The sequence below is a fragment of the Hymenobacter latericoloratus genome, from assembly GCF_014199535.1.
Classification (GTDB): Bacteria; Bacteroidota; Bacteroidia; order Cytophagales; family Hymenobacteraceae; genus Hymenobacter; species Hymenobacter latericoloratus.
In genome coordinates this window covers 28,939-42,035 of the sequence record NZ_JACHNV010000011.1, presented here as the reverse complement: position 1 = coordinate 42,035, position 13,097 = coordinate 28,939, and the positions used below count along the sequence as shown (strand labels likewise).

12 protein-coding genes are annotated in these 13,097 nt (G+C 64.8%); 11 read left to right on the top strand and 1 reads right to left on the bottom strand.

Going from position 1 to position 13,097, the window contains the following annotated elements:
• Positions 1 to 3 precede the first annotated feature (3 nt).
• Positions 4 to 2,277: a heavy metal translocating P-type ATPase gene (locus GGU46_RS20650; protein ID WP_183405436.1), complete on the bottom strand. Its 2,274-nt coding sequence runs from the start codon at positions 2,275 to 2,277 to the stop codon at positions 4 to 6.
• Positions 2,278 to 2,698: 421 nt separating this feature from the next.
• On the opposite strand from GGU46_RS20650, the gene GGU46_RS20645 reads away from it, so the two are divergent.
• From GGU46_RS20645 to GGU46_RS20600, 11 genes are all read left to right on the top strand, one after another.
• Positions 2,699 to 3,181: a hypothetical protein gene (locus GGU46_RS20645; protein ID WP_183405435.1), complete on the top strand. Its 483-nt coding sequence runs from the start codon at positions 2,699 to 2,701 to the stop codon at positions 3,179 to 3,181.
• A 128-nt stretch (positions 3,182 to 3,309) separates the two neighbouring features.
• Positions 3,310 to 3,441: a hypothetical protein gene (locus GGU46_RS22385; RefSeq protein ID WP_262890965.1), complete on the top strand. Its 132-nt coding sequence runs from the start codon at positions 3,310 to 3,312 to the stop codon at positions 3,439 to 3,441.
• 65 nt (positions 3,442 to 3,506) lie between these two features.
• Complete coding sequence (locus tag GGU46_RS20640) at positions 3,507 to 4,454, top strand: heavy metal-binding domain-containing protein (protein ID WP_183405434.1); 948 nt, start codon at positions 3,507 to 3,509, stop codon at positions 4,452 to 4,454.
• A gap of 42 nt (positions 4,455 to 4,496) precedes the next feature.
• Positions 4,497 to 5,219, top strand: coding sequence for a DUF305 domain-containing protein (locus tag GGU46_RS20635; RefSeq protein WP_183405433.1), 723 nt, complete (start codon positions 4,497 to 4,499; stop codon positions 5,217 to 5,219).
• A gap of 47 nt (positions 5,220 to 5,266) precedes the next feature.
• Positions 5,267 to 5,818 (top strand): heavy metal-binding domain-containing protein, encoded by a 552-nt coding sequence (locus tag GGU46_RS20630; protein WP_183405432.1) that lies wholly within the window; start codon positions 5,267 to 5,269, stop codon positions 5,816 to 5,818.
• Positions 5,819 to 5,914: 96 nt separating this feature from the next.
• On the top strand, positions 5,915 to 7,162 hold the full coding sequence (locus GGU46_RS20625; protein ID WP_183405431.1) for a TolC family protein: 1,248 nt from the start codon (positions 5,915 to 5,917) through the stop codon (positions 7,160 to 7,162).
• Position 7,163: 1 nt separating this feature from the next.
• Positions 7,164 to 7,787 carry a hypothetical protein gene (locus GGU46_RS20620; RefSeq protein ID WP_183405430.1) on the top strand — a complete coding sequence of 208 codons (624 nt, stop codon included), beginning with the start codon at positions 7,164 to 7,166 and terminating at the stop codon, positions 7,785 to 7,787.
• A gap of 13 nt (positions 7,788 to 7,800) precedes the next feature.
• Positions 7,801 to 8,946, top strand: coding sequence for an efflux RND transporter periplasmic adaptor subunit (locus GGU46_RS20615; RefSeq protein WP_183405429.1), 1,146 nt, complete (start codon positions 7,801 to 7,803; stop codon positions 8,944 to 8,946).
• 8 nt (positions 8,947 to 8,954) lie between these two features.
• A complete protein-coding gene (locus GGU46_RS20610; protein WP_183405428.1) occupies positions 8,955 to 9,467 on the top strand; it encodes a YybH family protein in 513 nt (170 codons plus the stop codon).
• A gap of 87 nt (positions 9,468 to 9,554) precedes the next feature.
• Positions 9,555 to 12,776 carry an efflux RND transporter permease subunit gene (locus GGU46_RS20605; RefSeq protein ID WP_183405427.1) on the top strand — a complete coding sequence of 1,074 codons (3,222 nt, stop codon included), beginning with the start codon at positions 9,555 to 9,557 and terminating at the stop codon, positions 12,774 to 12,776.
• A 3-nt stretch (positions 12,777 to 12,779) separates the two neighbouring features.
• Positions 12,780 to 13,091 (top strand): DUF6122 family protein, encoded by a 312-nt coding sequence (locus GGU46_RS20600; RefSeq protein ID WP_183405426.1) that lies wholly within the window; start codon positions 12,780 to 12,782, stop codon positions 13,089 to 13,091.
• Positions 13,092 to 13,097: the final 6 nt, after the last annotated feature.

Sequence of the window (13,097 nt, the reverse complement as noted above, 5' to 3'; positions counted from 1 at the left end):
ACCTTAGGATTTAACGGGGGTGAAGCCGCGCAGCCGCAGCGAGTTGGTGAGCACCGACACCGAGCTCAGGGCCATGGCCGCGGCCGCCAGCATGGGCGAGAGCAGCCAGCCAAAGACCGGGTAGAGCAGGCCCGCCGCCACCGGGATGCCCAGGGTGTTGTAGATGAAGGCGAAAAACAGGTTCTGCTTGATGGTGCGGATGGTCTGGCGCGAGAGGTCGATGGCCGTGACCACGCCCTGCAAATCGGAGCGCATGAGGGTGATGCCGGCGGCTTCCATGGCCACGTCGGTGCCGCCGCCCATGGCCAAACCGATGTCGGCCTGGGCCAGGGCGGGCGCGTCGTTGATGCCGTCGCCCACCATGGCCACCGTGCGGCCCTCGGCCTGCAGCTCCTTGACTTTGCCGGCCTTGTCCTGGGGCAGCACCTCGGCGAAATAGCGCTTGATGCCCACCTGCGCGGCCACCTGCGTGGCGGTCTGGGGGTTGTCGCCGGTCATCATCACCACTTCGATGCCCAGCGCCTGCAGCCGTTGAATGGCGGCCCGGGAGGTGTCGCGCACGGTGTCGGCCACGCCGATTACCCCCGCGGCTTGGCCGGCCACGGCCACGTAGAGCACCGTCTTGGCCTGGGCCAGCAGCGCCTCGGCCTGCCGGCGCACGGCCGGGGGCAAGGAAATACCGGCTTCTTCGAGCAGGCGCAAATTGCCGATGAGCACGGGCTGGCCGTTGACCGTGGCCTGGGCGCCCTTGCCCTCCACCGCCCGGAACCCGCTGGCCGCGACCAGCGGCGTGTGCCGGGCATCGGCGAAGCGCACCACCGCTTCCGCCAAGGGGTGTTCGCTCTGCCGCTCCACGGCGGCCACTGCTTGCAACAGCTGGCTTGCATCCTGCCCGTCGGCCGGACTAAAGTCGGTCACGGCCGGCTCACCCCGGGTAATGGTACCGGTTTTGTCGAGCAGCACGGTGTTGACTTGGTAAGCTTTTTCCAGCGCCTCGGCGTTGCGGATGAGCACGCCGTGCTCGGCGCCCTTGCCGGTGCTGACCATGATGGCCGTGGGCGTGGCCAGACCCAGCGCGCAGGGGCAAGCAATGATGAGCACGGCCACGAAGTTGACCAGCGCCAGCGGCAGGCGCGCTTCTACCGGCGCCAGGTCGAACCACAGCACGAAGGTGAGGATAGCAATAACAACCACCGTGGGCACGAAGATGGCGCTAACCTTGTCGGCCAGCCGCTGGATGGGTGCCCGGCTGCCCTGCGCATCTTCCACCAGCTTCACGATTTGCGACAGCATAGTGTCGGCGCCCACTTTGGTCACGCGGAAGCGGAAGGAACCGGTCTTGTTGAGCGTCGCCCCGAACACGGGGTCGCCTTCCTTCTTCTCCACCGGCAGGCTTTCGCCCGTGAGCATGGCCTCGTCCACGGCCGAGTGACCGGCTTCGATGATGCCGTCGGTGGCGACTTTTTCGCCGGGGCGCACCACAATAATATCGTTCAGCTGGACCTGCTCAATGGGCACGTCCACTTCCTGGCCCCCGGGGCGCACCACGCGGGCGGTTTTAGCTTGCAAACCCATCAAGGCCTTGATGGCGGCCGAGGTCTGGGTTTTGGCGCGCAACTCCAGCACCTTGCCCAGCAGAATCAGGGCAATGATGGTGGCCGTGGTGTCGTAGTACACCTCAGGCATGATGCCGCGGCGCATAAACCAGCCCGGCACCACGGTCGCCGCGAGGCTATACAGAAAGGCTGCGCCGGTGCCCACGGCAATGAGCGTGTCCATGTTGGCGGCCCGGTGTTTGAAGCCGTTCCAAGCCGACGTGTAGAATTCGCGGCCGCTGTAGAGCAGCACCGGCAGGGTCAGCAGCAGCAGGCCGTAGTTGAGCCATTGCATGTTGACGCGTGCCATCAGCGCGGGCCAGAGCATCAGCATGCTCAGCGGCATGATGACGATGGCCAAGGCCGTGGCTACCCAAAAGCGGCGCTTGAGCTTTTGGTAGGCCAGGGCCTTCTGCTGGTCGATTTCGGCCTGCCGGTCGGCCGCACTCGTGTCGGGGGCGCGCTCGGTCACGCCGTAGCCGGCCATGACCACGGCTTGCTTGAGGGTAGCGGGCGTGGCCTGAGCGGGCAAGTAATCCACGGTGGCTTTTTCCGTGGCAAAGTTGACCACGGCGCGTTGCACGCCGGGGGTGCGGGTCAGGGACTTTTCGACAAAGGCCGCGCACGAGGCGCAAGTCATGCCTTCGATGTCGAGGGTCTCGGTTCTGGTCGTTGGTTCCATAGGTAACAGCTCAGTAGCGGATTTGCGCGCTTGGCAGGCCAGTGGCCCAAAGGTGAAATCACGCTACAAAGGAACGGGGGCAGTTGCCGGAAGTTGGTATTAAATCCGGCTGCGAACTTGCATAATTTGACGCCCTGACCGGGTGGTAATTGCGTGGGGAAGTAAGGGTGTTAAAAGCCAAACGGCAGGCAGCGTTTACATAATCGCGGCGCAGGCTTGCATAATTTTGCACTTAGTTGTGGTACCCGCAGGAAACGAAAAGCTGACAAAACGGGCCGCAAAGCTTATTCAGCCCCAATTGCGACGCCCTGCTCCAGACCTGAGGCCGACCCGCGGCAACGCTTCGCCTGCAATTACAGTAAAGGAGCAGTCCTGCACTTTTTGCGCAGAATAGTAGTTTTGCAGTTGCTTAGCACCTGTCATGTTTCGTAGCCTGTTCCCCTTCCGCCGTTTGCTGGCGACGAGCTTTCTGCTCGTCTTCGTCAACGTGTTCGTGGGCCAGTGCTATTGCGCTACCCTCACTTCAACGGGGACGGCCCCGGTAGCCAAGCCTCAAGTCGTGGAGAAACCCACGCATCCGGGTTGTCACGGCCACGGCCAGGCGACGGCCCAAACGAAGCCCGTGAAAGCCCAGCCGGAACACGGCCGGCACGACTCCAAACCCGCGGGCAAAGAGGATTGCTGCAAAGACAACTCGGCTGCCATTCTCAAGTCCTTGACGACGCCCGGGGAAAAGCAGTTGCTGGTAACTTCCCCCGCGTTGCTGCCGGCCAGCAACGACTTCTTTTTCCGGCCGGCTGCGGGCCAATGGGACCGCACGAACGCGGTGGTACTGGTGCTTCGTGAGCACCTGCCGCCCAAAATACCCGACATCCGCATTTTCATTCAGTCCCTGACGGTCTGATTGGTTGATTAGCCGAAGGCCCGCCCCGGCATAGCGCTGCTATGCCCGGGGCGGGCCTTTGCTGTGGCGTGTTCGCCCGGCGCCCTGGCGCCCCCATCCCATTTCTTCCTGGATTACCCGCCCCAACAATGAAGCGTTGTTGCCAGGAGGCGGGCGGACCCGCCCCCCGGGGCCCGGTTCGCCGCCGGCTTTCCTACCTGCTCTATGCCGCGGTAATCGCCGTGCTGGGCTTCGTGCTCTGGCAGCAGTGGCAGACTTAATTCCCCGGCAAAGTTCCCGGGCCGCAACAGGCAGCGGCCTCATGTCTAACCCCCACACCTCTGTTATGTACCGCTTACCGCTTTCCCTGCTGGCCCTGGCCGGCACCCTGGCTGTTGCCGGCTGCTCGTCCAACCCAGAGTCCAGCAACGCCACCGACACCGTCACCACGCCCACCAACGGCCCGGCCGAAGGCACCCCCGAGCACAGCGGCGGCCACACCTACGCCTGCCCCATGCACCCCGAAGTGACCAGCACCAAAGAAGGGGAGAAGTGCCCCAAATGCGGCATGAACCTGGAGCACAACGACAAGGTGGCCAATGGCAAGACCTACGACATGAAGCTCGTGCCCACGCCCACGGAAGTGACGGCCGGGCAGCCCACCACGCTGGCTTTTACCCCCGTGGAAATGGGCAATGCCTCGGCTCCCGTGCCGCTGGACGTGGTGCACGAAAAGAAGATTCACCTCATCATCGTCAGCAAAGACCTGGGCCAGTTCTACCACGAACACCCCGAGTACACCGCGGCCGGCGACTACAAGGTGCAGTACACCTTCCCCAAAGGCGGCGACTACGTGCTGTTTCAGGACTACACGCCTACCGGCGCCGGGCACCAGCTGGGCCGCCAGCCCCTCACGGTGAAGGGCCCGGCCTACGCGCCGGTGAGGTTTAAGAACGACGACATGCAGTGGGCCGGCGACGGCTACCAAGCCACGCTCTCCTTTGACAAGGAGTTGAAAGTAGGCCAGCTGCTGGGCATGAAAATCAACATCACCAAGGGCGGCCAGCCCGTGACAGACCTGGAAAACTACCTGGGCGCCCTGGGCCACGTGGTGGTCATCAGCGAAGACACCGAGCAGTACCTGCACGTGCACCCCAACGACCAGGCCGACAAAGGCCCGGCCATCGGCTTCAACACCAACTTCGAAAAGCCCGGCCTATACCGCGTCTTCCTGCAGTTCAACCACGCGGGGAAGATTCACACCGGTGACTTCACCATCAACGTGAAGGCGTAGCTCCGGCACCGTTTTGTACACCCACTAATCCCAACCAAACCCATGAAAACCTCCGCTTTTATCCTCGCCGCCCTTTGCACTGGCTCGCTGCTCGTCGCCGGCTGCAACACCGACCAATCCGCTGACTCAACGGCTACCACTACTACTGCACCGGAAAGCGCGGCCTCCGGCGACATGGCCGGCGAGGACCACGCGGCCATGGGCCACGCCCCGGCCGAGGCAGCCGGCAGCTCGCCGCAGCTGGCCGCCATGAATGCGATGATGCAGAAGATGCACGCCATGCCGATGAAGGGCAACACCGACCACGACTTTGCCCACCACATGCTCGAGCACCACAAAGGCGCGGTGGTGATGGCCGACCTGCAGCTGCGCGACGGCAAAGACGCAACGATGCGCCAGCTGGCGGAGAAAATCAAAGCCGACCAGCAGCGGGAAATCGCCGCGCTGGAAGCCGCGGCCACCCGCCTCGACAACGCCCCGACCAACTACCAGCCAAACGACCCCAACGACCCCTTCACCAGCAAAATGAAGGCCTCGATGGACGGCATGATGAAAAACATGCCCCGGCCGGTGGCCGACCCCGACATGAACTTCAACATGCTCATGACGGTGCACCACCAGAGCGCGGTGGACATGGCCAAGGCCGAGCTGGCCCACGGCAAGGACACCAAGCTCAAGGAAATGGCGCAGCAAATGATTGACGCCCAGGAAAAGGAAATCCAGCAGCTCAAAGACTGGCACAACCAGAACGCCGACAAAATGTGACCTCCGGGCCCGGCCCGCTTTTCTCTCCACGATTGACTTTTCTTCCCATGAAAATCCTGCAAGTTCTCGCCGCTGCTTTGTTGTTGGCCGCGCCGCTCACCGTTGCCGCCCAGCACAGCCACAAGCCCGGCACCGCCGCCCACGGCCACAAGGCCGCCGGCGAAACCCACGCCCACAAATCCCCCCACGGCGGCACCGTGCGCACGGCCGGCAAGTACCACATCGAGCTGGTGCAGCAGGCGGGCCAGGTGCACGTGTACCTGCTCGACGCCAAGGAAAACGCCCTGCCCCTGGACCGCACCACCGGCACGGCCATGCTGCTGAGCACAACGGGCCGAACCGCCAGCGTGAAGCTCACCCCGGCCGGGGACCACTTGGTGGCCGCCGTACCCGCCGGCACCACCCTGCGCACGGCCATTGTCAGCCTGAAGGCCAACGGCAGCTCGCTCAGCGCCCGCTTTGAAAAGCTGGACGCGGCAGCGAAAGCCGGCAAAGCCCTATCGGCCGCGTACGCCTGCCCCATGAACTGCGAAGGCTCGGCCAGCACCCAGCCCGGCAGCTGCCCCAAGTGCGGCATGGCCCTGGTGAAAAAGTCGTAGGCGGAGTCCGGAAGCCGGACGCCCGGCTTCCCTCCGTCCCGGACCGCTCGCTGCTACCGCAGCGGGCGGCCCCCAGGCTGGTTTTAACCCGAACGTATGAAGTCATTAACAAGTAAAGTCGGATGGCGGTGGCTGCTGGCCACGGGGCTGGGCGTGCTCGGGCCCGGGCTGGCCGAGCTGCAGGCCCAAACAATTATCAGCCTCGATAGCGCTGAGGCCCAGACGCTGCGCCGCCACCCGCGGCTGCGCCAGTCCGAGCGGGAAATCGAGGAGCAGCGGGCGCTCAAGCGCGGCTCGTTCGCGCCGGCCAACCCCGACTTTCTGTTGGCGGCCCCCACGGGTGAGATGTGGGCCCCGGGCGTGGTGCAAACCATCGACCTGCCCAACGTGTACCGCCGGCAGCGCCAAGTGGCGGAAGCCGGCATTACCCTGGCCGAACGCAACCGCGAGGTGAGCCGGGCCAGCGTGCTCCGCGACACCCGCCTGGCCTACCTCACCTTGCAGTTTGCCGAGGCCCAGGTGCGGCAGCTCACCTACCAAGACAGCTTGTTCCAGGCGCTGCGCCTGGCCACCGAGCGCCTCTTTACCGCCGGCGAAGTGACCTCCCTGCAGCGCATCAGCACCGACGCCGAAGCCCGGCAGGTGACCGTGCTGCTGCAGCAGGCCCAAGCCGACCGCCAAGCCGCCCAGCGCCGCCTGGGCTTGCTGCTGGGCCGGCCCTCCGAGCCGCTGACCACCAGCACCGACCTGAGCCGGACCGGCGCGGAACTGGCCCAAACGGGCCCGGCCCTGCTCAGCGGCCTGCCCGCCGACGACAGCACCGCCCTGGTGCGCAGCCCCACGCTGGCCGCGGCTACCCAGAACGTGGCCCTGAGCCAGTCGGGCATCAGCCTGGTGCGGGCCCGCCGCACGCCGGCCCTGACGGTGGGCTACCAGAACCAAGCCTTTGAGAACTCCCAGCTCAAGTACCGCTTCCAATTTGGCGTGTCGGTGCCCATCTGGTTCTGGACCTACCGCTCGCAGCTGCAGGCGGCCACGGCCCGTTCTCAGGCCGCCAGCTACCAGCTGCAAACCCAACGCCTGGAGCTCAGCACCCAGTACCAACAAGCCCTGGCCGACACGCGCAAGTTCGCCGCTTCGCTGGGCTACTACGAGCAAACGGGCCTGCCGCAGTCGCGGGCCATCATCAGCCAGTCGCAACGCCTGTTTCGGGCCGGAGAAGCCAGCTACCTGCAGCTTATCCTGAGCTTAAACCAGGCCTTTGCCATCCAGAATACTTACCTGACCACCATCCGCGACTACCGTCAGGCCCTCATCGAACTTACCTACTTGCGGGGGGAATAACATGAAACAGCTACTCATTCTGCTCCTGGGCCTGCTCCTGACCGGAGCCGCCTACGCCCACGGCGGCGAGGACCACGGCGACGGGGCCAAGGCCGCCGCGCCGGCCGGCGCGACTTCGTTTTCCGTGGCGGCCCTGTCCGAACAGTTCGAAGTGCTTTTGCGCTACGAGCCCCTGGAAGGCGGCCAGCCCGCCGACCTGCGCCTGTTCCTTTCCGACTACGCCACCAACGTCCCCATCAAAGGCGCCAAGCTGACCCTGACCAACCCGGAAGACGCCAAGCTGAAGTGGGTGGTGACGGAACAGGAGCCCGGCGTGTACCTGGTCGAGGGGGAGTTTCCGGCCAACAAAGCCTATAGTTTCGCCCTGAACGTGGTAGCCGGCGAGCGGGCCGACCTGATGCTGCTCGACGGCATCAAAGTCGGCGAAAAGCTGCCCGCAACCACGTCTCCCGCCGCGGCCGCACCCGGCCTCTTTTCCTCCTGGAAAACCATCCTGGCCCTGGTGGGCGCCTTTGTGCTCGGCATCGGGCTGACGGCCCTGCTGCTGCGGCGCCGGCGGCAGCCTCCGGTGCCACCGGCGCCGGAACCCGCCCTTTCGGCCCGCCGGCATTCCCCCCTTGCTTAAGCCCCTTACCAAGATGAAAACCAAGCATAAGCTACTTGCCGCCACGGCGGCCGCCAGCCTCGTGCTCACGGTGCTGCTGCCCCCGCCGGCGTCCGTACGAGCCCACGACGGCGAAGACCACGGCGGCGCAGCCAAGGCCAGCACCGGCGTGGCGCTGACCGACGAGGTGCTGCTGCCCAAGGAAAGTCAGTTCCTGTTTCAGGTGCGCACCAACCTGGCCGCTTTCTCCACCACCTACAGCCGGGCCACGCTCTACGGCACGGTGTCGGCCGCGGCCGGGGGCGAAGGCCGGATTGTGGTGCCCCAAACCGGGCGCATCGTCAGCCTGGCCGCGCAGGTGGGCCAGGCGGTCCGGGCCGGCCAGACGCTGGCCGTCATCGAGCAAACCCTGGACGCGACCCAGCAGATAGCCCTCAGCACCGAGCGGGCCAACGCCCAGGCCGAGCTGCGCGCCGCCCATCAGGACTACGCCCGCTTGCAGAGCATCGCCGACATTGCCGCTCGCAAAGACGTGGTGGCCGCCGAGCTGCGCCTGCGCCAGGCCCGGCAGAACGCGGCCATCCTGAACGGGCAGGCCCGGCAGCGCCGCACCACCATCACCTCGCCCGTGAGCGGCACGGTGGACGTGTTCAACCTGGCCGTGGGCCAGCAGGTCAACCAGGGCGACGAGCTGTTCCGGGTCATCAACCCGGGCAAGCTGCGCGTGGAGGCCCAGGTGTTTGCCCAGGACCTGGACAAGGTGACGCCCGGGGCGGTGTTTCGGGTGGAGGGCCTGCAAGGACAGGCCGGCGTGCCGGCCCGGCTGGTGGTGTTCAGCAACGTGGTGAACCCCGTGAACCAGGCCCGTCAGCTGGTGCTGGAGCTGGACGCGGCCGAGGGCAGCGCCTACCGCGCCGGCCAGGCCGTGAACGTGCAGGTCGTGGGCCAGACCGGCGGCGGCAAGCCGCAGCTGGTGGTGCCCACTTCGGCCATCACCGACCTGAACGGCAAACCCGTGGTGTTCGTGCACACCGCGCCCGAGCGGTTCAAGATTCGCTACGTGCAGCCCGGCGCCGTCAACGGCCAGCAAACCGTGCTGGCGCAGGGCGAGGTGAACGAAAACGACCGGGTGGTTACGTCAGGCACCTACCAGCTCAAATCCATCTACCTCAATCAATAACCCGCCTCATGAGAACCTGTATTGCTTTCGCGGCCCTGTCCGCGCTGGCGCTGTCGGTCCCCACCGCCCACGCCCAAACGGCTGGCAGCGCCATGAGCGGGGACGCGGCGGCCGCCAAAGCCGTGCTGCGCCAGTACCAGCAGGCGGTGGAAAAGTTGGACACGACCGGCACCCACCGCCTGTTCACAGACGATTCGCAAGTGTTTGAGTCGGGCGGGGTGGAAGGCACATTCAAGCATTACGCCGCCCACCACCTGGGCCCGGAACTGCGCGAGTTCAGCGCCTTCACCTTCAGCGACTACCAGGCTACCGTGACGGTGGACGGCTCCTACGCCTTCGCGACGGAAACCTACACCTATACCATCACCCTGAAGAAGGCTCCCCAAGACAAGGAAGCCAAGGCGCCCATCGTGCGCCGGGGCGTGGCCACGTCGGTGCTGCGCAAGAACGCTGCGGGCCAGTGGCAAATCATGAGCACCCACTCCTCGGCCCGTACGCCCAGGCCCAAAAAACAAAGCTAGCGTGCCCAAACAGCGGCCCACTTCCGGCCGCGCACTGGCCCGGCCTTAAGCCCACTACCTGGGGGCTTCACCTTACTGCTTACCCCGATGCTTGATAAAATCATTCGCTTTGCCCTGCAGAACCGCCTGCTCATGCTGGCCTTCGCCGTGGGGCTGCTCATTGCGGGCACTTACACGGCGGGCCAGCTGCCCGTGGACGTGCTGCCCGACCTCGACCGGCCCCGCGTGACCGTGTTTCTGGAAGCGCCGGGCATGGCGCCGGAAGAGGTGGAAGCCCTGGTCACGCTGCCCGTGGAAACGGCCCTGAACGGGGCCACCGGCGTGTCGGCGGTGCGCTCCAACTCGGCCATCGGGCTGGGCATGGTGTTCGTAGAATTCGACTACGGCACCGACATCTTCACCGCCCGCCAGATTGTCTCCGAAAAGCTGCAAACCACGGGTGAGCAGCTACCCGAGGGTATCACCCCAGTCCTGGGACCCATTTCCTCGGTCATGGGCCAAATTATGTTGGTGGGCTTGTCGGGCGGAAAAGAAACGAACGCCGCCGACCTGCGCACGCTGGCCAACTACACCGTACGTCAGCGCCTGCTCAGCATTCCGGGCGTGGCCCAGGTGATTCCCATCGGGGGCGACAACCTGCAGTACCAGGTGCTGCTCGACATGCCGCGGCTCAGCGCCACCGGGCTGACCGTGAACCAGGTGGAGGAGGCGCTGCGCCGCTCGAACCTGAACACCACCGGCAACTTCTTTGACCGCAACGGCTCGGAGGTGCTCATCCGCAACCTGGGCCGGCTGCGCTCGGTGCAGGACATCGAAAACGTCATCGTGGGCTACCGCGAGCAGTCGCCCATCCGCGTGGCCGACATTGCCAAGGTAGAGTTCGGCGCCCGCTTCAAGCGCGGTGACGGCAGCGTGAACGGCCAGCCCGCCGTCATTCTGAGCATTGAGAAGCAACCTGGTGCCGCCACGGTGGGCTTGACCGAGGCGGTGGAAAAGGCGCTGGTCGAGCTCAAGCCGTCGCTGCCCAAGGACGTGCAGGTAAACACCCGGCTGTTCAAGCAGTCGGAGTTTATCGAGGCCAGCATCACCAACGTGGAAGAAGCCCTGCGCGACGGGGCCATTCTGGTGGTCATCGTGCTCTTCGCCTTCCTCCTGAACGTGCGCACCACGTTTATCTCGCTGGTCGCGATTCCGTTGTCCTTGCTCGTGACGGCCTTGGTGTTTCGCTTCGCCGGCATCAGCATCAACACCATGACGCTGGGCGGCCTGGCCATTGCCATCGGCGAGCTGGTCGACGACGCCATCGTGGACGTGGAAAACGTGTACCGGCGCCTGCGCGAAAACCGGCACCTGCCCAATCCGCAGCCCGTGCTCAAGGTAATTTACGCGGCCTCGTCGGAGGTGCGCAACTCCATCGTGTACGCCACCATCATCGTGGTGCTGGTGTTCCTGCCGCTGTTTGCCCTCGAAGGCATGGAAGGCCGCATTTTCGCCCCGCTCGGCATTGCCTACATCACCAGCATCGTGGCCTCCCTCTTTGTGTCGCTGACGGTGACGCCGGTGCTTTGCTACTACCTGCTGCCCAAGATGAAGCAGATGGACCACGCCGAGACGGACGGCGGCCTGGTGCGCTGGCTCAAGCGCAAAGACACCCGGCTGCTGAACTGGGGGCTGACGCACCCCAAGCTGGTGCTGACCACCACGGCCCTGCTGTTTGCCATGGCCGCTGCGATGGTGCCCTTTTTCGGTACGGAGTTCCTGCCACCCTTCAACGAAGGCTCCCTTACGGTGAACTTTTCAGCGCCGGCCGGCACGTCGCTGGCCGAGTCCAACCGCCTGGGCACGCTGGGCGAGCAGCAGATGCTCAAGATTCCGGAAGTAGCCTACACCGCCCGGCGCACCGGCCGCGCCGAGTTGGACGAGCACGCCGAGTCGGTGAACAACTCCGAAATCGAGGTGGCCTTTAAAACGGAGGAGGAGTTGGAGAAGGAAGGCCGCGAGATGCGCAGCCGCGACGAGATATTGGCCGACATGCGCCAGAAGCTCAGCTTGATTACGGGCGTGAACGTGAACATCGGCCAGCCCATTTCGCACCGCCTCGACCACTTGCTGTCGGGCGTGCGGGCGCAGGTGGCCATCAAGGTGTTCGGCAACGATTTGCTGGAGCTGCGCCGCTACGCCAACGAAATCCGCGCCGTGGCCAGCACCGTGCCCGGGGTGGTGGACCTGCAAGTGGAAAAGCAGGTGCAGATTCCGCAGCTGCTCATCCGCCCCCGCGACCAAGCCCTGCGCGCGTACGGCATGGAGCGCGGCGAAGTCGTGCGGGACCTGGAGACCCTGTTTCAAGGCGCCGTCGTCTCGCAAATGCTCGACGGCCAGAAGCGCTTTGACCTGGTGGTCAAGCTGCCCGAAACGCAGCGCAACGACCTGGCCGCCATTAGCCAAACCCGCATCGAAACGCCCAGCGGGGCCATGATTCCGGTGAGTCAGGTGGCCGACATCGTCTACGAGCCGGGCCCGAACACGGTGAATCACGAAAACACCCAGCGGCGCATCACCATTTCGCTCAACGTAGCCGAGCGCGACCTGGGCTCTACCGTAAAGGAAATCCAAGCCAAGGTAACCCAACAGGTCAAACTGCCACCGGGCTATTACCTGACCTACGGCGGGCAGTTCGAAAGCCAACAGTCGGCCTCGCAGAAAATTCTGTGGCTAAGCCTGTTCTCGTTGGCGGGCATCTTTCTGGTCTTGTTCTCGCACTTCAAGTCGAGCTACATGGTGCTGCAGATCATGCTCAACATCCCGTTGGCGCTGATCGGTTCGGTGGTGGCGGTGCTGCTCACGGGCGGCACGTTCAGCATTGCCTCGCTGGTGGGCTTTATCACCCTTACGGGCATTGCCTCGCGCAACGGCATCATGATGATTTCGCACTACATCCACCTGGTAGAGCACGAGGGCGAAAGATTCGGCAAGGACATGATTATCCGCGGCTCGCTGGAGCGCCTGGTGCCGGTGCTGATGACGGCGCTGGTGGCGGCCCTGGCCCTGGTGCCGCTCACGCTGGCCAAAGACGCACCGGGCAAGGAGATTCTGTACCCGGTGGCCACGGTTATTCTCGGCGGCCTGCTCTCTTCCACCTTCCTTGACATCATCGTGACACCAGTCGTATTCTGGTTGGTGGGGGAAAAAGCCCTGGCGCAATACTTTGCCGCTCACCAGGAAACGGGCCTCGACGACCACCCGCAGGAACTGGACGCGCCCCCGCTCACGCCGCCCTCGGACCTGAACCCCGTGCTGCCCACGCGCTAAGTCATGGTGCACGCCTTTCTGCACATCGTGGTGCCGGGCCTCGTGGCCTTGGCCTTCTACCGCCCCCGCTGGCGGCGGGTCTGGTTGGTGCTGGCCGCGGCGCTGCTGCTCGACCTGGACCACTTGTGGGCCACCCCGTTCTACGACCCCGACCGCTGCATCATCAACTTCCACACCTTTCACACCTATTGGGCCATTGGCTTTTACATGGTGTTGCTTTTTCCAACTCGAACGCGGGTGTGGGCCGTGGGCTTTCTGTTGCACATGGTGCTGGACTACACCGAGTGCTGGCAGCGCGGCATTTACCTGCCCTAATCCTGT

Bases quoted from the DNA above. Each gene is read 5' to 3' on its own strand.
- GGU46_RS20650 (WP_183405436.1), bottom strand. From the start codon at position 2,277: ATGGAACCAACGACCAGAACCGAGACCCTCGACATCGAAGGCATGACT.
- GGU46_RS20645 (WP_183405435.1), top strand. From the start codon at position 2,699: ATGTTTCGTAGCCTGTTCCCCTTCCGCCGTTTGCTGGCGACGAGCTTT.
- GGU46_RS22385 (WP_262890965.1), top strand. From the start codon at position 3,310: ATGAAGCGTTGTTGCCAGGAGGCGGGCGGACCCGCCCCCCGGGGCCCG.
- GGU46_RS20640 (WP_183405434.1), top strand. From the start codon at position 3,507: ATGTACCGCTTACCGCTTTCCCTGCTGGCCCTGGCCGGCACCCTGGCT.
- GGU46_RS20635 (WP_183405433.1), top strand. From the start codon at position 4,497: ATGAAAACCTCCGCTTTTATCCTCGCCGCCCTTTGCACTGGCTCGCTG.
- GGU46_RS20630 (WP_183405432.1), top strand. From the start codon at position 5,267: ATGAAAATCCTGCAAGTTCTCGCCGCTGCTTTGTTGTTGGCCGCGCCG.
- GGU46_RS20625 (WP_183405431.1), top strand. From the start codon at position 5,915: ATGAAGTCATTAACAAGTAAAGTCGGATGGCGGTGGCTGCTGGCCACG.
- GGU46_RS20620 (WP_183405430.1), top strand. From the start codon at position 7,164: ATGAAACAGCTACTCATTCTGCTCCTGGGCCTGCTCCTGACCGGAGCC.
- GGU46_RS20615 (WP_183405429.1), top strand. From the start codon at position 7,801: ATGAAAACCAAGCATAAGCTACTTGCCGCCACGGCGGCCGCCAGCCTC.
- GGU46_RS20610 (WP_183405428.1), top strand. From the start codon at position 8,955: ATGAGAACCTGTATTGCTTTCGCGGCCCTGTCCGCGCTGGCGCTGTCG.
- GGU46_RS20605 (WP_183405427.1), top strand. From the start codon at position 9,555: ATGCTTGATAAAATCATTCGCTTTGCCCTGCAGAACCGCCTGCTCATG.
- GGU46_RS20600 (WP_183405426.1), top strand. From the start codon at position 12,780: ATGGTGCACGCCTTTCTGCACATCGTGGTGCCGGGCCTCGTGGCCTTG.